This is a genomic window from Bradyrhizobium sp. USDA 327 (assembly GCF_041262065.1).
In the GTDB taxonomy this organism is placed as follows: Bacteria; Pseudomonadota; Alphaproteobacteria; order Rhizobiales; family Xanthobacteraceae; genus Bradyrhizobium; species Bradyrhizobium liaoningense.
The window spans coordinates 6,518,880-6,541,782 of the sequence record NZ_JBGCCW010000001.1; the positions used below are offsets into that span (position 1 = coordinate 6,518,880).

At 65.4% G+C, this 22,903-nt stretch carries 21 protein-coding genes and 3 pseudogenes; 10 read left to right on the forward strand and 14 right to left on the reverse strand.

Annotated elements, in window-relative coordinates; all coding sequences use genetic code 11:
* Positions 1 to 18: 18 nt before the first annotated feature.
* Together ABIA42_RS30890 and maiA are read right to left on the reverse strand one after the other, a co-directional pair.
* Entirely contained in the window at positions 19 to 531 is a 513-nt protein-coding gene (locus ABIA42_RS30890) for a MarR family winged helix-turn-helix transcriptional regulator (protein WP_271531308.1), read from the reverse strand.
* Positions 521 to 1,153: a maleylacetoacetate isomerase gene (gene maiA, locus ABIA42_RS30895; protein ID WP_271531307.1), complete on the reverse strand. Its 633-nt coding sequence runs from the start codon at positions 1,151 to 1,153 to the stop codon at positions 521 to 523. The genes ABIA42_RS30890 and maiA overlap by 11 nt, the downstream gene beginning before the upstream one ends.
* 201 nt (positions 1,154 to 1,354) lie before the next feature.
* Between maiA and gtdA the strand changes: the two genes are divergently transcribed.
* On the forward strand, positions 1,355 to 2,395 hold the full coding sequence (gene gtdA, locus ABIA42_RS30900; protein WP_370118052.1) for a gentisate 1,2-dioxygenase: 1,041 nt from the start codon (positions 1,355 to 1,357) through the stop codon (positions 2,393 to 2,395).
* Positions 2,396 to 2,547: 152 nt separating this feature from the next.
* On the opposite strand, the gene ABIA42_RS30905 is transcribed toward gtdA, so the two are convergent.
* The 4 genes from ABIA42_RS30905 to ABIA42_RS30920 form a co-directional block, all read right to left on the reverse strand.
* Positions 2,548 to 3,369, reverse strand: a complete 822-nt coding sequence (locus ABIA42_RS30905) for an ABC transporter permease (RefSeq protein WP_370118049.1) — start codon at positions 3,367 to 3,369, stop codon at positions 2,548 to 2,550.
* A complete protein-coding gene (locus tag ABIA42_RS30910) occupies positions 3,362 to 4,135 on the reverse strand; it encodes an ABC transporter ATP-binding protein (protein ID WP_271531304.1) in 774 nt (257 codons plus the stop codon). Before ABIA42_RS30910 ends, ABIA42_RS30905 begins: the two co-directional genes overlap by 8 nt.
* A 313-nt stretch (positions 4,136 to 4,448) precedes the next feature.
* Positions 4,449 to 5,453 (reverse strand): ABC transporter substrate-binding protein, encoded by a 1,005-nt coding sequence (locus tag ABIA42_RS30915; RefSeq protein WP_271531303.1) that lies wholly within the window; start codon positions 5,451 to 5,453, stop codon positions 4,449 to 4,451.
* Positions 5,454 to 5,487: 34 nt separating this feature from the next.
* Positions 5,488 to 6,855, reverse strand: a complete 1,368-nt coding sequence (locus ABIA42_RS30920; RefSeq protein ID WP_271531302.1) for an FAD-dependent oxidoreductase — start codon at positions 6,853 to 6,855, stop codon at positions 5,488 to 5,490.
* 111 nt (positions 6,856 to 6,966) lie between these two features.
* Here ABIA42_RS30920 and ABIA42_RS30925 point away from each other — a divergent pair, with 111 nt between their 5' ends.
* Positions 6,967 to 7,851, forward strand: a complete 885-nt coding sequence (locus ABIA42_RS30925; protein ID WP_370118044.1) for a LysR family transcriptional regulator — start codon at positions 6,967 to 6,969, stop codon at positions 7,849 to 7,851.
* A 154-nt stretch (positions 7,852 to 8,005) separates the two neighbouring features.
* The gene (locus ABIA42_RS30930; RefSeq protein WP_370118041.1) at positions 8,006 to 8,278 is read left to right on the forward strand and encodes a hypothetical protein; all 273 of its coding nucleotides are present in this window, start codon (positions 8,006 to 8,008) and stop codon (positions 8,276 to 8,278) included.
* Between the two features lie 3 nt (positions 8,279 to 8,281).
* Here ABIA42_RS30930 and ABIA42_RS30935 read toward each other — a convergent pair whose 3' ends face one another.
* Positions 8,282 to 9,085 carry an enoyl-CoA hydratase-related protein gene (locus tag ABIA42_RS30935; RefSeq protein WP_271531299.1) on the reverse strand — a complete coding sequence of 268 codons (804 nt, stop codon included), beginning with the start codon at positions 9,083 to 9,085 and terminating at the stop codon, positions 8,282 to 8,284.
* Between the two features lie 152 nt (positions 9,086 to 9,237).
* Here ABIA42_RS30935 and ABIA42_RS30940 point away from each other — a divergent pair, with 152 nt between their 5' ends.
* Entirely contained in the window at positions 9,238 to 10,212 is a 975-nt protein-coding gene (locus tag ABIA42_RS30940; protein ID WP_370118038.1) for a ketopantoate reductase family protein, read from the forward strand.
* A gap of 3 nt (positions 10,213 to 10,215) precedes the next feature.
* Here the strand turns inward: ABIA42_RS30940 and ABIA42_RS30945 are convergent, their stop codons facing one another.
* The 3 genes and pseudogenes from ABIA42_RS30945 to ABIA42_RS30955 form a co-directional block, all read right to left on the reverse strand.
* Positions 10,216 to 10,890, reverse strand: coding sequence for an alpha/beta family hydrolase (locus ABIA42_RS30945; protein ID WP_370118035.1), 675 nt, complete (start codon positions 10,888 to 10,890; stop codon positions 10,216 to 10,218).
* A 114-nt stretch (positions 10,891 to 11,004) separates the two neighbouring features.
* Positions 11,005 to 12,560 (reverse strand): annotated as a pseudogene (locus tag ABIA42_RS30950) (long-chain-fatty-acid--CoA ligase).
* Positions 12,557 to 13,297 carry a TetR/AcrR family transcriptional regulator gene (locus tag ABIA42_RS30955; RefSeq protein WP_271531295.1) on the reverse strand — a complete coding sequence of 247 codons (741 nt, stop codon included), beginning with the start codon at positions 13,295 to 13,297 and terminating at the stop codon, positions 12,557 to 12,559. The pseudogene ABIA42_RS30950 and the gene ABIA42_RS30955 overlap by 4 nt, the downstream one beginning before the upstream one ends.
* Before the next feature lie 88 nt (positions 13,298 to 13,385).
* On the opposite strand from ABIA42_RS30955, the gene ABIA42_RS30960 reads away from it, so the two are divergent.
* Genes ABIA42_RS30960 through ABIA42_RS30980 form a run of 5 tightly spaced genes read left to right on the forward strand, consistent with a single transcriptional unit; the run spans position 13,386 to position 17,446 of the window.
* Positions 13,386 to 14,567, forward strand: a complete 1,182-nt coding sequence (locus ABIA42_RS30960; RefSeq protein WP_370118032.1) for a lipid-transfer protein — start codon at positions 13,386 to 13,388, stop codon at positions 14,565 to 14,567.
* An 8-nt stretch (positions 14,568 to 14,575) separates the two neighbouring features.
* Positions 14,576 to 15,031, forward strand: a complete 456-nt coding sequence (locus ABIA42_RS30965; protein WP_271531293.1) for a MaoC family dehydratase N-terminal domain-containing protein — start codon at positions 14,576 to 14,578, stop codon at positions 15,029 to 15,031.
* Complete coding sequence (locus tag ABIA42_RS30970; RefSeq protein ID WP_370118029.1) at positions 15,031 to 15,438, forward strand: MaoC family dehydratase; 408 nt, start codon at positions 15,031 to 15,033, stop codon at positions 15,436 to 15,438. Before ABIA42_RS30965 ends, ABIA42_RS30970 begins: the two co-directional genes overlap by 1 nt.
* A gap of 21 nt (positions 15,439 to 15,459) precedes the next feature.
* Positions 15,460 to 16,287, forward strand: coding sequence for an SDR family NAD(P)-dependent oxidoreductase (locus ABIA42_RS30975; protein ID WP_370118026.1), 828 nt, complete (start codon positions 15,460 to 15,462; stop codon positions 16,285 to 16,287).
* A 13-nt stretch (positions 16,288 to 16,300) separates the two neighbouring features.
* The gene (locus ABIA42_RS30980) at positions 16,301 to 17,446 is read left to right on the forward strand and encodes an acyl-CoA dehydrogenase family protein (RefSeq protein WP_370118023.1); all 1,146 of its coding nucleotides are present in this window, start codon (positions 16,301 to 16,303) and stop codon (positions 17,444 to 17,446) included.
* Between the two features lie 9 nt (positions 17,447 to 17,455).
* On the opposite strand, the gene ABIA42_RS30985 is transcribed toward ABIA42_RS30980, so the two are convergent.
* Complete coding sequence (locus tag ABIA42_RS30985) at positions 17,456 to 18,445, reverse strand: helix-turn-helix domain-containing protein (RefSeq protein WP_370118020.1); 990 nt, start codon at positions 18,443 to 18,445, stop codon at positions 17,456 to 17,458.
* A 140-nt stretch (positions 18,446 to 18,585) separates the two neighbouring features.
* Here ABIA42_RS30985 and ABIA42_RS30990 point away from each other — a divergent pair, with 140 nt between their 5' ends.
* Positions 18,586 to 19,311, forward strand: coding sequence for an alpha/beta fold hydrolase (locus tag ABIA42_RS30990; protein ID WP_370118017.1), 726 nt, complete (start codon positions 18,586 to 18,588; stop codon positions 19,309 to 19,311).
* A gap of 36 nt (positions 19,312 to 19,347) precedes the next feature.
* Here the strand turns inward: ABIA42_RS30990 and ABIA42_RS30995 are convergent.
* The 3 genes and pseudogenes from ABIA42_RS30995 to ABIA42_RS31005 form a co-directional block, all read right to left on the reverse strand.
* A pseudogene (locus tag ABIA42_RS30995) lies at positions 19,348 to 20,488 on the reverse strand (amidohydrolase/deacetylase family metallohydrolase).
* A gap of 195 nt (positions 20,489 to 20,683) precedes the next feature.
* Positions 20,684 to 22,145 (reverse strand): annotated as a pseudogene (locus ABIA42_RS31000) (catalase).
* 68 nt (positions 22,146 to 22,213) lie between these two features.
* Positions 22,214 to 22,855, reverse strand: coding sequence for an HD domain-containing protein (locus ABIA42_RS31005; RefSeq protein ID WP_370118011.1), 642 nt, complete (start codon positions 22,853 to 22,855; stop codon positions 22,214 to 22,216).
* Positions 22,856 to 22,903: the final 48 nt, after the last annotated feature.

The following is a 22,903-nucleotide window of genomic DNA, read 5'->3' on the forward strand; positions in this document are numbered from 1 at the left end:
CACAGCCTCACACCGGTCTCACCCCGCCTTCCCCAGATGCTCCAGCGCATCCTCGGCCCGCAGCGGCACGCGCGAGGCTTCGTTGTTGAGATCGACGAGCTGCACCAGCAGCCCCATCAGCGCCTTGCGGTCGGCCGGTTTCAGCGGCTCCAGCATCCGCGCCTGGGCGCGTTCGACGGCGGGGATGATGTCGCGCAAGATTGCGGCGCCTGATTTGGTCAAGTGGAGCAGCTTGATCCGCCTGTCTTCTGGCGCCGGCTTGCGCTCGATATAGTCCTTGGCTTGAAGCCGCTCGATCACGCTGCCGAGCGTGGAGCGGTCGAAGGCTATCACCGCCGAAAGCCGCGTCGCGTCGATGCCCGGATGGGTATGGATCGCTATCAACGCGGCATATTGCACCGGGGTGAGATCGAACGCCTTGCACTCCTCCATGAAGATCGAGACCGCGATCTGCTGCATGCGCCGGAACAGATAGCCCGGCGCGGCATAGACCGCGTCCATCGTGATCGGAGGGGCAGGCTTACTCGGCATCGGGCTGCTTCTCCGGTGCGGCATCGGCGAAGGCGGGCAGCGCCTTGGCGGCGGCCTCGGCCTCGAGCAGGCGCGGATAGGCGGAGACATCGACGCCGAAGCGGCGCGCATTGGCGAGCTGCGGCACAAGGCACAGATCGGCCAGCGTCGGCGCATCGCCGAAGCAGAAAGGCCCCTTCTCATCTCGGATCAGGGTCTCGCAGGCCGACAGGCCCTCGCGATTGACCCACGCCGCCCAGTCCTGGACCTTCTCCTCGGCCAGACCGAGTTCGCGCAGCCGCGCCAGCACCTTCAAATTCTGGACCGGATGGGTGTCGCAGGCGATCGCCAGCGCGAACGCCCTCACCTTGGCGCGGCGAAGCGGATCCTTCGGCAGCAGCGGCGGATTGGGGTGGGTCTCGTCGAGCCATTCAATGATCGCGACCGATTGCGTCAGCACCGTGCCGCCGTCGCTCTCCAGCGCGGGCACGAGGCCCTGCGGGTTGATGGCCAGATAAGCGGGCGCGCATTGTTCGCCCTTGCGAAGATGATGCGGCAGATGCTCGGCGCCGAGCCCCTTGAGGTTCAGCGCGATCCGCACCCGATAGGCGGCGCTGGAGCGGAAATAGCCGTGCAGCTTCATCGGGACCTCCCTCTATTCTGTCATTCCGGGGCTCGCGTAGCGAGAGCCCGGAATGGTTATGGATTCCGGGCTCTCCAGGCCGCGCGTTTGCGCGGTCCCGTCGCCCCGGAATGACGACGACCTTGTATGTCATTCGTCACATTGACGCTACCCGGATCGTCAGTATTCTGTCAATCAACAAGACGATCGGGAGCAGCAACCATGGAAGCCGTGACCAAGACGCCGGAACGCGAGGCGTTCTACCGCAAGATCGACGGCGAGAATCTCACCGCGCTGTGGACGGTGATGAGCGACCTGATCACGCCGGAGCCGAAGAGTGCCTGCCGGCCGCACCTCTGGAAGTTCGACGTCATCCGCGACTACATGCTCGAGGCCGGCAAGCTCATCACCGCCAAGGAAGCCGAACGGCGCGTGCTGGTGCTCGAGAACCCGGGGCTGCGCGGGCAATCCAGGATCACGACCTCGCTCTATGCCGGCGTGCAGATGGTGGTGCCCGGCGATGTCGCGCCCGCGCACCGGCACAGCCAGTCGGCGCTGCGCTTCGTGCTCGAAGGCAAGGGCGCCCACACCGCCGTCGATGGTGAGCGCACCGCGATGGAGCCCGGCGATTTCATCATCACGCCGTCCATGACCTGGCACGATCATTCCAACGAGACCGACCAGCCGATGTTCTGGCTCGACGGTCTCGATATCCCCCTGGTGCAGTTCTTCGACTGTTCCTTCGCGGAAGGATCGAAGGAAGACCAGCAGAAGATCACGAAACCCGCCGGCGACAGCTTTGCGCGCTACGGCCACAACCTGCTGCCGGTCGACGTGAAGCGAAGCTCGAAGACCTCGCCGATCTTCAGCTATCCCTATGCCTACACCCGCGAGGCGCTGGAGAAGGCCCGCGCGAGCCAGGAGTGGGACGCCTGTCACGGACTGAAGCTGAAATTCAGCAACCCCGAGACCGGCGATTTCGCCATGCCGACCATCGGCACCTTCATTCAGCTTTTGCCCAAGGGTTTTAACACCGCGCGCTATCGTTCGACGGACGCAACGGTGTTCTGCCCGATCGAAGGACGCGGCCGCAGCCGCATCGGCGACACCGTGTTCGAGTGGGGCCCGCGCGATCTGTTCGTGGTGCCGAGCTGGCACTGGGTGACGCACGAGGCGGATGACGACGCCGTGCTGTTCAGCTTCTCGGACCGGCCCGTGCAGCAGAAGCTGGATCTGTTCAGGGAAGATCGCGGCAACGCGTGAGGCGCCGCCCTATCCTCCGTCATGGCCGGGCTTGTCCCGGCCATCCACGTGCCGCTACGCTCGAGGAAAGACGTGGATGCCCGGGTCAAGCCCGGGCATGACGACCTGATTTGTGGCGCTCGCCTGCGTCCTCATCATCTTTGCGTTCGCGGCTACCGCCAGTGCAACAGCCGCGTCTCCAGCCAGCCGATCACCTTCCCCACCGCCAGCCCGAACACCGACAGGATCACCACGCCCGCGAGCAGCTGATCAGTCTGCATCAGATTGCCGGCCTGCAGCACGAAGGCGCCGATGCCGTATTGCGCGCCGATCATCTCGGCGCTGACGACGAGCAGCAGCGCGACGGAGGCGGTGATGCGGAAGCCGGCGAGGATCGCGGGCAGCGCGCCCGGCCAGATCACCTTGCGCACGATGGTGGCGAACGGAACGTTGAAGCTCTGCGCCATGCGGATGAGGTTGCGCGGCACCGCATCGACGCCGCTATAGACCGAGATCGCAGTCGAGAAGAACACGCCGAGCGCAATGGTCGCGATCTTTGGTTCTTCGCCGATGCCGAGCCAGAGGATCAACAGCGGCAGCAGCGCGATCTTCGGGATCGGGAACAGCGCCGAGATGAAGGTGATGCCGACGCCGCGCGCCAGCCGCGACAGGCCGATGGCAAAGCCGACGGCGACACCGGCCACCGTTCCCAGGAGCCAGCCGACGCCGATGCGCAGCAGCGAGGCCGAGACGTGCTGCCAGAGCGCGCCCGACACCGCGAGCTGGTAGATCGCGCGTGCGATCGCCAAGGGCGCCGGCAGGAACAGCGGATTGACGAGGCCGGCGCTGCCGGCGGCCTGCCAGATGGCGATGACGAACGCGAGCGCGATCCAGCCGCCGTAGCGGCTCGAGTCCGGCACGAAGCCCGCGCCGCGAAAGCGGACGGGCCGGGTCGGAGTGTCCTTCGCAATTTCGGCCGGCGCGCGATCAAGCATGCTGGACCTCGCGCTCGGCGTCGATCGCCTCGTTGCGGATCAGCGACCAGATCTGGTTCTGGAGCGCAAGCAGCCTTTCGCGCGCCGCCACTTCGCCGCGCGCCGCTCGCGTCATCGGCACGGTCACGACCTCGCGGATACGTCCCGGCCGCCGCGACAGCACCACGATTCGGTCGGCAAGCCGTGCGGCCTCTTCGAGATTGTGGGTGACGTAGACTGCACCCATGCCGCCATCGGCGAGCAGGCGGACAAAGTCTTCCATCAAGAGCTCGCGGGTCTGCGAATCCAGGGCCGAGAGCGGCTCGTCCATCAGCAGAATGGCAGGCCTTACCGCAAGCGCGCGCGAAATGCCGACGCGCTGGCGCATGCCGCCGGAGAGCTGCTTGGGATAGGTGGTGCGGAAATCGGTCAGGCCGGTGCGGCGCAGGGCGTCCTCGACCAGCGCACGGCGTTGCGCAGCGGTGAGCTGGGCGTGCAGCAGCGGGAATTCGACGTTCTCCTCCACCGTGGCCCAGGGCAGCAGCGCGAAATCCTGGAATACGAAGGTCAGCGGATTGAGACTGTCCGCCGCCGGCGCACCGCGCAACTCGGGCGCGCCGGAGGTCGGCTGCAACAGCCCGCCGAGGATCGACAGGAGCGTGCTCTTACCGCAACCCGATGGCCCGACGATCGCCACCACCTCGCCGGCGCTGACGGTGAAGGAGACATCGTCGAGCACGGCGAGATCGCCGAAGCGATGGGAGATGTGGTTGGCAATCAGGTCCATGCATAGCGCCTGCGTTCCTCACCCTCCCCTGGAGGGGCAGGGCAATCGCATGTGATCTCTCGGAAAGGTCTGAGCAAGCGCCTCGTCCTTCGAGACGACCGCTCCGCGGTCTCCTCAGGATGAGGCTTCGCTAGAGCGGTGTCCTTTGAAACTGCCGCTGCACGCTCCGCCCTCATCCTGAGGGCCCGCCGGAGGCGGGCGTCTCGAAGGATGGCCGCAGGCGAGTTTCCCGCCGCGCTTCCATATGCGATCGACCTTCCCCCTCCAGGGGAGGGTGGCAGGTCGTCCGTCGCGAGAGTCCGCATCGTCAGCATCAATCCGCCTTCACGTAATCCTTGGCGATGATCGCATTGGCATCAAAACCCTTGTCGGCAAAGCCCTGCTCCTGGAGCCATTTGATCTGGTTGTCGACATTCTTGACGTCGAGCTTGCCGTCGGGATCGACATAGGCGCAATTGCCGACCACCTGCCCGACCGGCAAATTGGTGTATTTGGCGATGATCTCCAGCAGCGGTTTCGTCTGCTCGTTGATCGGCGCGATGCCGTCCTTCATCGCAGCGAGGATGATGTCGTGATATTCGCGATCGGCCCTAGCCAAAGCGCCTAACAATTTTGTGACCAGCGCCTTGTTGGTCAGCGTCTTCGGCGAGGCGAACACCGCTCCCAACTGCCACGGCGTCTCGTCGCCAACCCAGCCCAGGAACTTCGCGCCGCCTTCGTCCATCAGCTTTCGCGCCGTGGAGATCGGCAGCAGCGCGGCATCGACGGTCTCGCCCTTGAGCGCAGCGGCCGCATTCGACAGCGATTGCAGCGGCACGATCTTCACGTCGGCAAGCTTGAAGCCGTACTTGTCGGCGAGCAGGCCGAGCGAATAGTGAAAGCTCGATCCGACCTGCGTCACCGCCACGCGCTTGCCGGCGAGGTCCTTCGGCGTCTTCAGCCCGGCGGCATAGGCGTTGTTGCTGGCGAAATAGCCGATCAGGGGATAGCCGGGCTTCTCGCGGCTCATGCCGCCGATCACCTTCAAAACGCCCTTGCCGGCGAGATTGTAGAGACCCGCGGTGAAGGCGGTGACGCCGAAATCGACATCGCCTGAGGTCGTCGCCACCGCGATCGGTTGCGCCGCATCGAAGAATTTGAGCTCGACCTCCAGGCCGGCGTCGCGGAAATAGCCCTTGTCCTGCGCGATGAAAACGGGCGCGGAGGAGGACAGGCGGAGCACGCCGATCCTGGCCTTCAGCACGTCCTCGGCCCGCGCCGTGCCCATCGCCATGATCGCCACCAGGCCCGCTATCGCGAGCCGCGCCATCCCGATCATTCCAATTCCTCCGCCGTCGTTGTCTTGCAGTCCGCTACAGCCCTTCGGGGACGGCCTGGTCCCGCCCGATGAAGGCGCCCTGTTGCTTCAACGTTTCCTGCAATTTTTCAATGGGGATGTCACGCGGGATTCGGTTGCCGGAGAGCGCCAGCGCGGCTGCGGAACCGGCGGCCTCGCCCATCACGAAACAGGCACCGGAGACACGCGCCGCCGACTGGCCTTCATGTGTCATCGAGGCACAGCGGCCGGCGACCAGGAGATTGTCGACACCTTGGGGCACCAGCATCCGGTAGGGCAGCTCATTGTAGCCGCGCGATTCCGGAATTGGCGGGAATGTGAAGACGACGTCGCCGGGAACATGGGCCTCGATCGGCCAGCCATTGACGCCGATCGAATCCTCGAACGAGGCACAGCCGAGCACGTCCTCGCCGCTGAGCTGATAGCCGCCCTTGATGCGGCGCGTCTCGCGGATGCCGAGCTGCGGCGGCAGGTCGACGATGTAGGATTCTTCAAAGCCCGGCACGGCGCTGCGCAGGAATTCGAACGCGGCGAGCGCCTGCTTGCGGCCCTCGATCTCGCCGCGGGTGAGATCGTCGGGCTCGATGCCGTTGATGGCATGGCCGTCCTCGCGCGCGACTTGCGTAAAGTTCACGCGCCATTCGATGCCGGATTTTTGCGGCCGCACGATGGCGCTCTTGCGCGGGAATGTGTGCGTGCCGGCCGCGACCGCCTTCTCCATCAGCTGCGGGATGGTCCGCCAGGCCTCGCCCGCCTTCCCGGGATCGATGCCGTTGAGGCGGAGCATCATCGAGGGATAGAGCGGATGGCCCTGCTCGTCGCCGATCTCGAACGGCGCGCCGGCCCACACGGCGAGATCGCCATCGCCCGAGCAGTCGATGAAGATTTCTGATCGCACCGCCTGCCGGCCGGCCTTGGTCTCGACCAGCAGCGCGTCGATGCGGCGGTCATCGCCCATCACGACGCCTGCACCGAGCGCATGGAAGAGGATGTGCACCTTGTGACTGGCGAGAAGCTCGTCAGCGGCGATCTTGTACGCGGCGGTGTCATAGGCCTGCGCGAAGACCTTGCCGAGGATCAGATGCGGCGTGTTGAGGCCGTTCAGCCGGTCAATCCGCGCCAGCAGATCCGACGCCATGCCCTGCACCAGCCGCCGGTGCTCGCCATAGACATTGCCGTGCAGGCCGCAGAAATTGGTGACGCCGGCCGCGGTGCCCATGCCGCCGAGGAAGCCGTAGCGCTCGATCAGCAATGTCTTCCGTCCCGCGCGCGCCGCTGACGCTGCCGCGACGATGCCAGCCGGACCACCGCCGAGAACGACGACTTCGTATTCGCCATAGATCGGCACTTGTCGTGCCGGCTCCTCAATCATCGTGGCCCGCATGGCGCGTCCGCTCCCGAAATCTCTTGCTTGCGGGCGACTATGAATTAACGCGCGGCAAGCTACAATCCACCAAAATACGCGATCAGCTTTCGCGAATCGAGAAAGGTCGACATGGACATCCTGGTGAACCTTCAGGCCTTCCTCGCCACCGCGGATACGGCCGGATTTTCCGCCGCCGCGCGAAAGCTCAATGTCTCGACCTCGGTCGTCGCCAAGCGCGTCACGCAACTGGAGGCCCGAATCGGCACGCCGCTGTTTCACCGTTCGACCCGGCAATTGCGGCTCACCGAAGCGGGCCAGCGCTATGTGCATCGCGCGCGTGGTGTCGTGGCCGACGCCACCGACCTGCTCTCGCGCATGGGCGAGAAGGGACACGATCTCGTCGATCATCTTCGCATCAAGGCCCCGACCTCGCTGACGGTGGCGCGCCTTGCAGATGCCTTCAGCGCCTTCCAGACGCAGAACCCGCGGCTCAAGCTCGAGATCGTGCTGATCGACCGTCCGGTCGATCCCGTCACCGAGGGATTTGACATCGCGATCGGCGCCTTCCCGCATTCCTTCGGCGGCGTCATCGACGAGCCGCTCTGTCCGCTGAAGCGGCTGCTCTGCGCCTCGCCGGCCTACTTGAAGAAACACGGCACGCCAAAACATCCACGTGATCTCGTCGAGCATCGCTGCCTCAGCTTCCTGCCGACGGGACCAGAATGGATCTTCGACGGGCCGCGCGGCCGCATCAGCATCCAGGTCAGCCCGCTGCTGTCCTCCAACGAAGGGCACGTGCTGGCGCGCAGTGCGATTGCCGGCAACGGCATCGCGCTGATCTCGCATTATCTCGTCGCGGGCTCTTTACGCGACGGCACGCTCAAGCCGGTGCTGCGCGACTTTCCGATTCCGGAATTGTGGGTGAAGGCCGCGATTCCCGAACGGCGCCGCAACGCCGCTGCGGTGCAGGCGCTGCTCACCCTCCTGAAAACGTCGCTGGCGCGGTCGCTGTGAGCCTTGCCAAGTGCGGCGCCGTAGCCCGCATGAGCAAAGCGATATGCGGGACTGCTCGCGACATTCCCGGATATCGCTTCGCTCATCCGGGCTACACGCTGCGGTCACAAGTTGGCAGTTGCCCTTGAACAACGGACCTGAGAGAAGCGTCGCCATGGATTCAATACTCGTGAGACTCACCCTCGTCGCCCTGATCACCCTCGCGATCCCCGACGCTCACGCTGCGGCCATCGAGCAGAACTGCCGCTTCATCCAGGCCAAAGCCGAGCGGGAAGCCTGCTACAAGCGTCAGGAGGAAGATCTGGCTGCAAAGCGCAAGCCTGCACCTGCGACCGACGAGGGTAAGACACTCGAAACGATGCGCCAGCTGCGGCAGGACGACGACGCCGTCTATCGCAGCATCAGCAACATCTGCCGCGGCTGCTGACGTTCAGCTTTTTGCGCCGCCCCAATTCGCCGCACGCTTCTCCGCGAATGAGGCCAGCCCTTCCGCCGCCTCGGCGCTCTGGCGCTTGAGCGAATGCAGCTGCACGAGCCGCTCGTAGGCGGCATCGTCCACCGCCATGCCGCCGAACGAGCTTTCCAGCGCGAGTTTCTTGGTTTCAGCCATCGCGTCCGGCCCGTTGGCGAGCAATTGCTCGACCACCTTGCTGCCTGCAGCCTCGAGATCGGCGAGCGGCACCACCTCGTGGACGAGGCCGATGCGACGGGCGTCCTCGGCGCCGAAGCGCTCGCCGGTCAGCGCGTAGCGGCGCACCTGCCGGACGCCGATGGCGTCGCAAAGCTGCGGGATGATGATCGCCGCGGTCAGGCCCCAGCGCACTTCGGTGATCGAAAACAGGGCATTGTCGGCGGCAATCACGACGTCGCAGGCCGCGATCACGCCGGTACCGCCGCCAAAGCAGCCGCCCTGCACCAGCGCGACGGTCGGGATCGGCAGCGTGTTGAGCCGCTGAACGGCCTCGAACGTCGCCCGCGACGCCGCTTCGTTCGCTTCAGCCGATTGCGGCCGCACGCCGTTGATCCATTTGAGGTCAGCGCCGGCCTGAAAATGCCTGCCGTTGCCCCTGAGCACGACGACGCGCAGGTTCGGCTTTCTGCCGAGATCGTCCATGGCCGCGAGCACGCCCGCGATCAACGCGCCGTCATAGGCGTTGTTGACCTCCGGCCGGTTCAACGTGACGGTCGCAACCCCACGCTCATCGAGAGTCCACAGGACGGGGCTGGCAGTCATCGGCGATCCTCCGGTCGGTCTGTTTGCTGCGCACTATGACCGAGACGGCGCGTCCTGATCCATATCTTTCCGGCGTGGGGCGGCCGCGTCCATCGCATGGCGGCTTGTGTCATGCTGGTGCCGGGGCGACACCTTAGGTACGGGACATCATCATGCGCATCTGCATTTTCGGCGCGGGCGCCGTCGGCAGCCACATTGCGGTACGGCTGGCGCGGGCCGGCCACGAGGTCAGCTGCGTGATGCGGGGGGCGCATCTGGAGGCGGCTCGCGCCAACGGGCTCAAGCTGCGCGTCGGCGATTCCGAGGTCGGCGCCAAGGTGAACGCATCGGGCGACCCGGCCCAGCTCGGCCCGCAGGACGTGGTGATCTCGACGCTGAAGGCCACCGCGCTTCCGGGGCTGGTCGGCAGCATCAAGCCGTTGCTCCAGGACGACACCGCGATCGTGTTCGCGCAGAACGGAATTCCCTGGTGGTACGGCATCGGCCTGCCGCCGCGGCACCCAACGCCGCCGGACATTTCCTTCCTCGATCCCGGCGGACGCTTGCGCGCCTGCATCCCGAAGGAACGCATCATCGGCGGCGTGATCTTCTCCTCCAACGAGGTGATCGCGCCGGGCGTGGTGCACAACCTCTCGCCGGAGCGCAATCGCGTCTTGATCGGGGAATGCGACGACCGCAGTTGCGAGCGCATCACCAAGCTGCGCGGTATCTTCAATGACGCGCGGCTGGAATCGCCGCCGGTGGCCGATATCCGCGAGGCGATCTGGTCAAAGCTGCTGACCAACATGTCGCTGTCGGTGCTGTGCCTGCTCACCGGCCAGACCGCGCGTGGCGTGCGCGACGACCCCGCCTTTGCGGAGGTCATTCCACGCATGCTGAGCGAGGCCAACGAGATCGCCCAGCACTTCATTCCCGAGGTCAAGCGCGTGACCCGAAGCGGCTCTGCCCCCAATCACAAGCCGTCGCTGCTCCAAGACTACGAGCTTGGCCGCGCCATGGAGATCGACGTGCTGGTAAGGGCGCCCCAAGCCTTCGCGCGCACCGCCGGCCTGTCGACACCGACGCTCGACCTGATCGCCGCGCTGGCGATTCAGAAGGCGCGCGACAAGGGGCTCTATGCGGCGTGAAGTTCAGGCGAGTTCGTCGATCCAGGCGGCCAGCATATCCAGCACTTCCGTCAGCGCTTCGTCGTTGGTGCGGCCCGACTTTTTCAGGACCGCGAAGGAGTGATCGCCGCCTTCGACTTCATGCAGCGTCGCCCTCGCACCGAGCGCTTTGATCACGGGCCTGAGATGGCCGAGATCAGCAAGCCCGTCACGCGTGCCTTGCAGGAACAGCATGGGGATCGTGATACCGGCGAGGTGCTCGGCGCGCTCGCTCGACGGCTTCTTGTCGGCATGGAGGGGAAAGCCCAGGAAGGCGAGCCCTTTGACACGGGGCAGCGGTGCCTTCGACTGCGCCTGCGAGGTCATGCGCCCGCCGAACGACTTTCCGCCGGCGACGAGCTTCAATCCGGGACAGATCCGCGCCGCCTCCTCCACCGCCGCGCGGATGGCGGCGTGTGCGACGGCCGGCTGGTCTGGACGCCCCTGCTTCTTCTCCATGTACGGAAAATTGAAGCGGAACGTCGCGATGCCACGCTCAGCGAGACCTGCCGCGACCTTCTCCATGAAGGAATGCCGCATATCGGCGCCCGCGCCGTGCGCCAGCACGTAGCAGGCGCGCGCATCGACCGGCCGCGTCAGGATCGCCGAGACCGTCCCGATGCGCTCGATGTCGAGCTTGAGCTCGCGCGTCTCGACCAAGACTCACTATTCCCGAATGGATGAAGCCAATGGTACCTGCGCGACCGCGATCTGAAAACATGAAACTTCGCACGCTCGTCGCGGGCGTGCGCAGCTCGACGCGAGCGGAAGCCGTCAGCTCACCCGCCGTTCCCTCCCCTCCCAGAACGGCCGGCGCAGCTCGCGCTTCAGCACCTTGCCCGCGCCCGACAGCGGCAGCGGCGCCTCGGTGATCTCGATGCTGCGGGGACATTTGTAGCCGGCAATCAACGTCTTCGTGAACTCGATCAGCTCGCCGGCCGAAACCTCCACGCCGCTGCGTCTGACTACGACGGCATGGACCTGCTCTCCCCATTGCTCATTTGGAATTCCGATGACGGCGCATTGCAGCACCGACGGATGCTGCGCCAGCGCGTTCTCGACCTCGACCGAGTACACGTTCTCGCCGCCCGAGATGATCATGTCCTTCACGCGGTCGACGACATAGATGAACCCGTCCTCGTCCATGTAGCCGCCATCGCCCGTATGCATCCAGCCGTCGACGACGGCGCGCGCGGTCTCCTCCGGCCGCTCCCAATAGCCCATCATGACGGTGTCGCCGCGCACCACGATCTCGCCGACGGCCCCTGTCGGCACCGGCCGGTCGTTCTCGTCGACGATCCGCACCTCGCAGCCGAGCGTGGCACGGCCGGCACCGCGATGACGTCCCTTTCGGCGGCCCTCCCCGACATGCTCGCGGGGTGCAGCAGCGTCGCGATCGGCGACAATTCGGTCATGCCATAGGCCTGGGTGAAGCGCACATGCGGCAGTGCGCGCGCGGCACGGTCGAGCACCGCCTCGCTGATCGGCGAGGCCCCGTAGATGATGTGCTTGAGCGAGGACAGGTCGTAGTTTCCGATCGCGGGGTGGTCGACGAACATCTGGATCATCGTGGGCACCAGCAGCACGTCGGTCACGCGCTCGTTCTGCATCGCGGCCATCACGCCTTCGGGCGTGAAGCCCTGGACGATCACGTTTGAGCCGCCGGAGAGCAGCAGCGAGTACATCGCCGCCCCGTTGGCGAGGTGAAACATTGGCGCCGCGTGCAGATAGGTCGTGCTCGCCGGAAACAGTCCTTCGCCGAGAGCATTGAGCGCGTTGGCCATCAGGTTCTGGTGGCTGAGCATGACGCCCTTAGAACGCCCGGTGGTGCCGCCGGTGTAGAAGATGCCGGCGAGATCCTCGCCCTTGCGCATGGCATCGGCGACCGGAGCGCTGCCCGCGACCAGATCCTCATAGCTCTCCATCCCGGCCGGCACCTCGCCGTCGTCGGCATTGATCAGCTTCAGCCCCGGAATGGCGCCGGCGAGCTGCGCGCCAACCTGCGCAAAGGCCTTGTCGACCAGCAGAACGGAGGCGCGGCAGTCGCGCAGCGCATCCTCGTTTTCCAGGGCGCTCCAGCGGATATTGAGCGGCACGATCACGCCGCCCGCCCAGCCGGTCGCCAGATAGAGCTCGAGGTAGCGATCCGAGTTGAAGGACAGCACGGCGACGCGATCCCCATCACTGACGCCGCGCGAGCGCAGCCCGCCGGCCAGCCTTGCAACGCGTTCGCCGAGCTCGCCCCAGCTGCGGCGCCGCTGGCCATAGACGGTGGCGAGCCCCTTCGGGTTGATCTGCAGCGCGCGCCGCAGTCCATGTGTGATGTTCATCGTGTTCCTCCTCCTGTGCGCTTCTTCCCTGTCGTCCCGCGCCCTGAGTTGCGCCGTTGCGGCGCTCTCGGCGTCTTCCTTGTCATCTGCTGCCGGCCCTCGTTCGCCAGGCCTTCCGTCAGCCGGACCGTGAACTCGTCGGCGATTTCGCTCGGCGACAGTCCGCCGTCACGGCGATACCAGTGGCCGATCCAGTTGAGCGCGCCCGCGATCGCGAACGCTGCAAGCTTGGGATCGCAAGGCCTGATCGAACCGTCGTCGATGCCCCCGGCGATGTACTGTCGGAACGTGGCGTCGATGCGCTTCTTGGCGGCGCGCGCGACCCCGGCGTTCCGCTCTGTCAGGTCGCGCAGGTCGAAACGCACCAGGCTCGCGCCGAAATCGGTCGCCATCAGCCCGGCATAGGCGTGCACCAGCTTGCGCAGCTTGGAAAGGCCCGAACCGCCGCCGGCATTGATCTCCGTGATGACGCTGTCGACGAGCTCGGCGCCCATCGACCAGCATTCGAACAGGATCTCGTCCTTGCCTCGGAAGTAATTATAGAGCGCGGGCTTGGTGATGTTCAGCCGTTCGGCGACCTCGTTCAGCGTCACGCGATGATAGCCTTGTTCCAGGAACAGCTGCACGGCGGCGCGCAGCACCGCCTCGCGCTTCTCGTCGCGGGCGCGGCGGCGGCTCTCGAACGGCAGCCAGGGCGAAGGCGGCGATGAGGGCGGAGCGGGCGGCGCTGAATCCATGCTTGATCGGTTGACTCCGGAGGACATGGGTCGATATGTTACCCATGGGTAAGAAAAAGTCCAATGGGTAATTTGTTTGGAGGAAGCCATGTCTGACGTGGTCGTCGCAGGGGTCGGCATGATCCCCTTCGCCAAGCCGGGCGCCAGCGCGCCCTATCACGAGATGGGGACGGAAGCGGCCAGGCTCGCGCTCGCCGACGCAGGGCTCGGCTACGAGACGATCGAGCAGGCCTATGTCGGATACGTCTACGGCGATTCCACCTGCGGGCAGCGCGCGCTCTACCATGTCGGGATGACCGGCATCCCCATCGTCAACGTCAACAACAACTGCTCGACCGGCTCGACCGCGCTGTTCATGGCGCGGCAGATGATCGCGAGCGGCGCGCTCGACTGCGTGCTGGCGGTCGGCTTCGAGCAGATGAAGCCCGGCGCGCTCGGCAGCGTCTATACTGATCGCCCGAGCGCGTTCGAGGAGTTCGACGCGGCTGCCGACCAGCTGATCGACGCCCCCGGCATTCCGCTGGCGCTGCGCTATTTCGGCGGCGCCGGGCTCAGCCACATGAAGAAATACGGCACCCCGCTCGATGCTTTCGCCAAGGTGCGCGCCAAGGCGAGCCGCCATGCCAGGAACAACCCGCTCGCGCTCTTCCGCAAGGAAGTCACGGCCGACGACGTGATGAACGACCAGGTGATCTGGCCGGGGGTGATGACGCGCCTGATGGCGTGCCCGCCGACCTGCGGCGGCGCCGCCGCCGTGCTGGTGTCCGAGCGGTTCGCGGACCGGCATGGCATCGGCAAGCAGGTGCGCATCGCGGCGCAGACCATGACCACCGACACGGCCTCGACCTTCAAGGCCGGCGACATGATGCAGCTGGTCGGCTACGACATGGCCAAAGAGGCGGCAAGGCGCGTTTATGAAAGCGCCGGCATCGGGCCCGAAGATCTCGACGTCGTCGAGCTGCACGACTGTTTTGCCCACAACGAGCTCATCACCTACGAGGCGCTCGGCCTCTGCGGCGAGGGCGAGGCCGGCAAGTTCATCAACGACGGGGACAACACCTATGGCGGCCGGATCGTGACCAATCCGTCCGGCGGATTGCTGTCGAAGGGACATCCGCTCGGCGCCACCGGGCTTGCGCAGTGCTACGAGCTGACCCGGCAGTTGCGCGGCACGGCAGGTCCCACGCAGGTCGAGGGCGCCAAGGTCGCGCTCCAGCACAATCTGGGCCTCGGCGGCGCCTGCGTCGTCACGCTCTACCAGCGGCACTGATCTCCGCCATGGTCGATCAGTCCGCCGTAGGGCGCAGCTTCACGCCCGTCACCGCGCGCGTGGAGCCCGGCCGTCTTCGCTACTTCCTGAATACGCTGGGTGAACAGAATCCGGTCTACCGCGACGCAGACGCTGCGCACGCGGCCGGATTTGCCGGCACGCCGGTGCCGCCGACCTATTTGTTCTGCCTGGAAATGATGGACGCCGAGGACCCGTTCGAAATGTTCGCCGCGCTGGGCATCGACCTCGGCCGCGTGCTGCATGGCGAGCAGAGCTTCGTCTATCACGCGCCGGTTCTGGTCGGCGACGTCCTGACGTTTCGGCCGCGCGTGACGAGCGTAACGGAGAAGAAGGGCGGCGCGATGACGCTGATCGGCATTCGGTGCGAGGTGACCAACCAGGACGGCGTGCATGTCGCCGACACCACGCGCACCATCGTCGTCCGCAACAAGGTGGCGTCGTGATGGCATCTGCAGACATCAAGGCCGGCGACCGCATCGTCCACAAGGTCTTTCCGCCGATCACCCGCCACACACTCGCGCTCTATTGCGGCGCATCGGGCGATCACAACCCGATCCACGTCGATATCGACTTTGCCAAGGCGGCCGGATTTCCGGACGTGTTCGCCCACGGCATGCTGGTGATGGCCTATCTCGGGCAGGCGCTCACGGATGTGGTGCCGCCGTCGCGGCTCCGCAGCTTGGCGACCCGGTTCGTGGCGATCACCCAGCTCGGCGCCAAGCTGACTTGCGAAGGCACCGTGACCGAGCTCTTCGCCGAGAATGGCGAGCGTCGCGCAAGGCTCGCGCTCACCACCAGAGACGATCGCGGCGAGGTCAAGCTCGAAGGCAGCGCCGTCGTCGCGCTGTGACAGCAGGAGGACACATCCAAAATGGCAAAACTGCAAGGAAAAGTCGCGCTCGTCACCGGCTCGGGCCGCGGCATCGGGCGCGCGATCGCACTCAAGCTCGCGCGCGAAGGCGCCAAGGTGGTCGTCAACGATCTCGATGCCGAGCCCGGCAACGCCGTGGTCGCGGAGATCAAGGCGCTCGGCGGCGACGCCGTCGCAGTGAACGGCAGCGTCTCGGAAACGGGTTTCGCCGACCGTTTCGTCGGCGCCGCGCTGGAGAAGCTCGGCGGGCTCGACATCATCGTCAACAATGCCGGGTACACCTGGGACTCCACCATCCAGAAGATGACGGACGAGCAGTTTCAGGCCATGCTCGACGTCCATCTCGTCGCGCCGTTCCGGATCCTGCGCGCGGCCGCCGAGCCGATCCGCGTCTTTGCCAGGAAGGAAGCCGAGGAGGGACGCGAGGTGTTCCGCAAAGTCGTGAACATCTCCTCGATCGCTGGCCTCTACGGCAATGCCGGACAGGCAAGCTATTCCTCGGCCAAGGCCTCGCTGATCGGGTTGACCCGAACCATGTGCAAGGAGTGGGGCCGCTACAAGGTCAACGTCAATTGCGTCGCCTTCGGCCTCATCAACACCCGTCTGACCCAGCCGATCGAGGCGCAGCAGAAGACCATCGACGTCGCCGGCCGCGACATCAAGGTGGGCGTGCAGCCGCACATGCTGGAGGCCATGTCGCGCATGATCCCGCTCGGCCGCGGCGGCACGCCGGAAGAGGCAGCCGACGCCGTCTATCTGTTCTGCAGCCCGGAATCCAACTATATCAGCGGCCAGGTGGTGGTCGCCGGTGGCGGCCTGATTGTCTGAGAGCGAGGCGCTGATGCAATACCGATCGTCATGGATGACCGAAGAGCTGGACACGTTCCGCGACCAGTTCCGGAAATATCTCGCCAAGGACCTGGCGCCGCACGCGGAGAAATGGCGCGAGCAGAAGATGGTCGACCGCTTCGCCTGGCGCGGGCTCGGCGAGATGGGCGCGCTGCTCGCGAGCGTGCCGGAGGAATATGGCGGCCTGGGTGCCACCTTCGCCTATGACGCAGCGGTGCTGGAAGACCTCGAAAGCACGGTGCCGGAGATGACGACCGGCGTCTCCGTGCACAGCGCCATCGTCGCGCATTACATCCTCAATTACGGCTCGGAGGAGCAGAAGAAGCGCTGGCTGCCCAAGATGGCCTCGGGCGAGATGGTCGGCGCCATTGCCATGACCGAGCCCGGCACCGGCTCGGACCTCCAGGCCGTCAGGACCACGGCGAAGAAGCAGGGCAATTCCTACGTCATCAATGGCCAGAAGACGTTCATCACCAACGGCCAGGCCGCCGATCTCGTCATCGTCGTGGCGCGCACCGGCGAAGCCGGCGCCAAAGGCATCTCGCTGATCGCGGTCGAGACCGCGGGTGCCGACGGCTACAAGCGCGGGCGCAACCTCGACAAGATCGGCCTGCATGCGTCCGATACGTCGGAACTGTTCTTCGACAACGTCACGGTGCCGCCGGAAAACCTGCTCGGCAAGGAAGAGGGCCAGGGCTTCGTCCAGCTGATGCAGCAATTGCCGCAGGAACGGCTCGCGCTTGCGGTCGGCGCCGTCGCCTCGATGGAGCGCGCGGTCAAGCTCACCATCGATTACACCAAGGAGCGCAAGGCATTCGGCAAGCCGCTGATGGATTTCCAGAACACCGCCTTCACGCTGGCCGAGCGCAAGACCGAGGCGATGATCGCGCGCGTGTTCGTGGACTGGTGCATCGAGCGCCTGATCGCCAAGGACCTCGACACCGTCACGGCCTCGATGGCGAAATATTGGTGCTCGGAGAAGCAGGTCGAGACCGCCGATGAATGCCTGCAGCTGTTCGGCGGCTACGGCTACATGCAGGAATACCCGATCTCGCGCATCTTCATCGATTCGCGCATCCAGAAGATCTATGGCGGCACCAACGAGATCATGAAGCTGCTGATCGCGAGGTCGCTGTAACCCCAGGCGTCAGCTGCTCGCCTTCGCGCGCCAGTCGCGCGGCCGGCAGCCGAAGCGCTGCTTGAAGCGCCGGGTGAAGTGGGAGAGGTCCGAAAAGCCCCAGTCGAACGCGATGGTGCCGATCGCACGGTCCGCCGTTGCGGGATCCCTGAGATCCCTGGCCGCGCCGTCGAGCCGATGGTCGATGACGTAGTCGGTGAAGCTGGAGCCTGATCGTGCCAGCAGCTTGTGCACGTAGCGCTCGCTGATGCCCACGACCTCGGCGACATCGGCAACCGCAAGGCCGGGCTCACGGAGCCGCCGGTGAATGGCACGCTTCAACGCCAGCGTGGTTGCGTCGGCAAGACACTCGGACTCCGCAGCGCCTGCCCGGCTGCGCCGCGACAGGCTCACGGCGACCAGTTCCATCAACGCCCGGAACAGCCGCACGCCCTCATCTTCGCTCATCCGCAGCGCGCCGCCGCTGAGCGTGCGCGCGGTCTCGACGATGAGATGGCCGACGAACGGATCGTCGGAGACCCGCGCCGCGGCGACGTCGAACGAAGCCGGCAGCCGTTCGCGCAAAGCCTCGGCCGGCACCCAGAACGAGGCGACGCGCAATTGCGGACCCCGATCGTGCAGGAGCGCAAACCGCCGGTCGCTGTCGAAGATACCGACCTGTCCGGGCGACAGGCTGATCTCGCGATCCCCCTGCTGAATGCGACAGCGGCCCTGCAGCTTCAGGTTGAGGTAGAAACAACTGCGGTCGGATGCCGCGATGTCGGCCGCAGAGCGCCGCACCACGTGCTCGGGAAAGCTGACGCGGTTGATCGCGGCATCGCCGAGACGGACGTGCTCGACGCTGGCAGGAAAGCCGGCTGCGGCCGCCGGCTCCGGCGTCAGATTCATGAAGGCCTGGCAGATCGCCTCGCGATAATAGGCGAATTGCTCGGTCGGCCGCACGCCCGCAGTATTCCAGGCCGATTGACGTGACGGAACGGCGCGCTCGATCTGCTGCATCGGTTCACTCCGAGACCAATCCGGTTCACTTCCAGCCAAGCGGCAAATCAGTCGCCAGTCCACAATTGACGCGCGGCAGCACCGCACCGGTCGAAGCGGCACGGCCTCAATCTAACCACATCCTCTGGAGGAGCCACAACATGTCGACCTACGTTCTCGTCCACGGCGCCTGGCACACCGGCGCCGAGTTCGAGCCAGTCGCCGCGACGATCCGCGCGGCCGGCCACCAGGTCCATACCCCCACCATCAAGGGCAACCGCCCGGGCGATGCCAAGACGACCGGGCTGAAGGAGGCGATCCAGTCGATCGCCGACTATCTCGCCGAAAACAATCTCAAGGACGTCATCCTGCTGGGCCATTCCTATGGCGGCATGATCATCACCGGCGTCGCCGACCTCGCGCCCGAGCGCATCCGCCGGCTGGTCTACTGGAATGCGTTCGTGCCCAACGACGGCGAATGCCTCAACGACATGGTGCCGCCGCACTATATCGGACTGTTCGACGCGATCGCGGCCGAACGCGGCGACGGCTCGGTGGTGTTGCCCTTCCCGATCTGGCGCGAGGCCTTCATCAACGATGCCGATATCGAGCTGGCGCAGCGCGCCTACGACGTCCTCAATCCGCATCCGCTGGCGACCTTCACCGACAAGATCGCGCTCAAGATCAATCCGGCGGAGATGCAGCTGGCCAAATCCTACATCAACTGCACCGAAGACACCGCGCTGCCGCACAGCTATGGCTGGCATCCGCGTCTGTCGGAGAAACTCGGCCTGTTCCGCCTGGTGCAGGTGCCCGGAAGCCACGAGCTGTGCTTCTCCGATCCGGCAAGGCTCGCCAGGGCGATCATGGAGGCGGGACGCGACTGACAGCGCGCCCTGATGCACCTCTCGATCCGTGGGCGCTCAATTCGGATGCCACCAGCGGCCGCCGATGACGACGCCTTCCGAGGCGATCTTGCGGTCACCGATCAGGTGCTCGCCGACCACGTCCTTCATAGTCGAACTGGCCCTGCTTGACCGAGATCAGCGTGGCGTCGCCGACGCTGCCCGGCTTGAGGCTGCCGAGCTCGGGGCGACGCAGCGCCATCGCCGCGTTCACCGTCGAGGCCGCGATCACGTCCGGCAGCTCCATGCCCATGCACAGGAATTTCGACATGGTCGTGACCTGGTCGTAGGCCGGGCCGTCGATGCAGAGCTGGTGGATGTCGGAGGAGATCGTGTCCGGATAGAAGCCGTTGGCGAGCATCGCGCGCGCGGTCTTGAAGGCGAACGAGCCCTTGCCATGGCCGATGTCGAACAACACGCCGCGCTCGCGCGCATCCAGCACCGCCTTCTTCACCGTGCCTTGCGCGGTCGCGGGCGTGTTGGGGAATGGACGGAAGGCATGGGTCAGCACGTCGCCGGGCCGCAGGCGGGCCAGCACGTCCTCGTAGCTCGGCGGCGGATGATCGATATGCGCCATCAGCGGCATGCCGACCTCGTTCGCAACCTCCAGCGCGATATCGAGCGGCACAGCCCCCGACGTGCCCGATGAGTGCAGGCCCACGCGCACCTTGATGCCGACGATGAGATCGCGGTTGGCATCGGCGACCTTGGCCGCCTCGATCGGATTCATCAGCCGCAACTCCTCGCTCTCGCCGACCATGATCCGGTGCGAGAAGCCGAAGATGCCGGCATGCGAGACGTGCAAGTAAGCGAGGATGCGAACCTGGCTCGGCTCGATGACATGCTTGCGGAAGCCGGCGAAGTTGCCGGGACCTGCGCTGCCGGTGTCGACCGCCGTGGTGACGCCGGAGGCGCGGCAGAATTCCTCGGCATCGATGCCGAGCGAGGTGCCACCCCAATAGACATGGGTGTGCAGATCAATCAGCCCCGGCGTCACGATGAGCTGAGAGACGTCGCGCACCTCCGTGCCCGGATCGGCCTTGAGCCCGCTGCCGATCGCAGCGACCTTGCCGCCGGCAAAGGCGACATCGGTCACGGCATCGAGCTTCTGGGACGGGTCGATCACCCGCCCCCCGCGCAGGATCAAGTCGAAAGGCATCGTTGTCTCCGGATCTGGCTATGAGGCGGCCGACTGGTCAGCCGAGAGGAGGGAATCCCCACACTTCTAGCAATTTTTGCGCCGGAGTCCTGGCAAACCGAGACGAAGACCCATGACAAATCAGCGGTCCCGGTAGGAGCCACACGCCGACCTGCGACGCAGATGCCATCTCGTCCGGGGCTGCTGTCGATGCACCTATTCAAAGCGAACCGTGGCAAGACGCATCAGCGCTTTGCGGACACCGGCGCCATAGGCCGGATCGGCTTTCGTGCAGTTCGCGATGTGGCGCTCCTGGATGTGGACGGCTGCACTGCCAAGGGCGCGTGCCGTATTGTCGAACAGGACCTGCCGCTGCGCCGCGTTCATCTTGCGGAACAGGTCTCCGGGCTGCTGATAGTGGTCGTCGTCGACGCGATGATCCCAGTGGGCGGCTGCGCCGTCTATCTCCAGCGGTGGCTCGTTGAGATCGGGCTGATCGGTCCACTCGTCGTGGCTGTTAGGGAAATAGGTCGGCGTTCTCCCCAGATTGCCGTCCGTCCGCATTGCGCCGTCGCGATGGTAGCTGTGATACGGACATTTTGGGGCATTGACTGGAATCAGGTGATGGTTGACGCCGAGGCGATAGCGCGCCGCGTCTCCATATGAGAACAGACGAGCCTGCAGCATCTTGTCGGGCGAGAAGCCGATGCCGGGCACGACATGGGCCGGCGAGAAGGACGCCTGCTCGACCTCGGCGAAGACGTTTTCGGGGTTCCGGTTCAACTCGAAATAACCGACCTCGATCAGCGGAAAGTCCGCCTTGGGCCAGACCTTGGTCAGATCGAACGGGTTGAACGGAAACGCTTTGGCTTCTTCATCGGTCATGACCTGCACGAACAGAGTCCAGCGTGGAAATTCACCGCGCTCGATGCTCCCGAACAGGTCGCGTTGATGAGACTCGCGGTCCTTGCCGACGAGCGCCTCGGCCTCGGCGTCCGTCAGGTTCTCGATGCCCTGCTGCGTGCGGAAGTGAAACTTCACCCAGGTCCGCTCATTGGCAGCGTTGAGGAAACTGTAGGTATGGCTGCCGAACCCGTGCATGTGACGATAGCTCTTCGGAATGCCGCGCTCGCTCATGACGATGGTGACCTGATGCAGCGCCTCCGGCAGCAGCGTCCAGAAATCCCAATTGTTGTCGGCGCTACGCATCCCCGTACGCGGGTCGCGCTTGATCGCGTGATTGAGGTCGGGGAAACGCAGGGGATCGCGGAAGAAGAACACGGGGGTGTTGTTGCCCACCATGTCCCAGTTGCCTTCCTCGGTGTAGAACTTGAGCGCAAAGCCGCGGATGTCGCGCTCGGCGTCGGCCGCGCCGCGTTCACCGGCGACGGTCGAGAAGCGTGCGAACATCGGCGTCTGCTTTCCGATCTGCGAGAAGATCTTCGCCCTGGTATAGCGGGTGATGTCAATGGGTTACGGTGAAGGTGCCGAAGGCACCCGATCCCTTGGCATGCATCCGCCGCTCGGGGATCACTTCGCGGTCGAAATGAGCCAGCTTCTCGATCAGCCAGATGTCCTGGAGAAGAGCGGGGCCACGACGGCCCGCGGTCATGATGTTCAGGTTGTCGCTGACGGGAGCGCCGGTCGCGTGCGTGAGATAGGGTGGTTTGTCGCTCATGTGATAATTCCCGATCGGTGATTTGGAGAAAGAGGCGGTAGGGCCGCGCGGCAGCGCCGAGCGGCGGCTCAGCCGTGCCAATGCGAGCCGCGGATGACGCTGCAGAAGTTGCCGCGATGGAAATGCGGCTCCTTGTCGGCGATGACGTCGGCCTTGACGTTGCCGAAGGTGGTATCCGGCCTGTGCTTGATGCCGTCGTAGAACGCCTGGATGATGTCTTCCTTGAAGCGCGGCGTTCGCGGAAACGCCTCCACCACCGCCTCGCGTTCCTCGTCGGAATAATCCTCGTAGGTGAGGCCGAGAACGTCCATCTCGACGCCGGCTGTCACCAGAGCGACGACCGGATGCATGTGCTGCGGCACGCCCGGCGTCGTGTGCAACGCGATCGCGGTCCAGACCGTGTAGGCGTCGGCTTCGGAGATGCCATGGCTGCGCAGGAAGTCACGAGCGGCGTGCGCGCCGTCCACTTCGAATCGTTCGTGCTTGCTGCCATGGCCCGGCATCAGGCCGATGTCGTGGAACATCGCACCGGCATAGAGCAGCTCGCGGTCGAATTTCAGCCCGCGGCGAATGCCGGCCAGCGCGCCGAAATGATAGACGCGGCTGGAATGGTTGAAGAGCAGGTCCGTCTCGGTGTCACGGATGTAGTCGGTGATGGCGCGCGCAAGCTTGCTGTCGAGAATGGCGGCGGCTTTGGCAATCTGTGGCATGAGGGTCTCCTGAAAATCTCTGGTCGCCCGCAAGCTAAATCCGCGCTA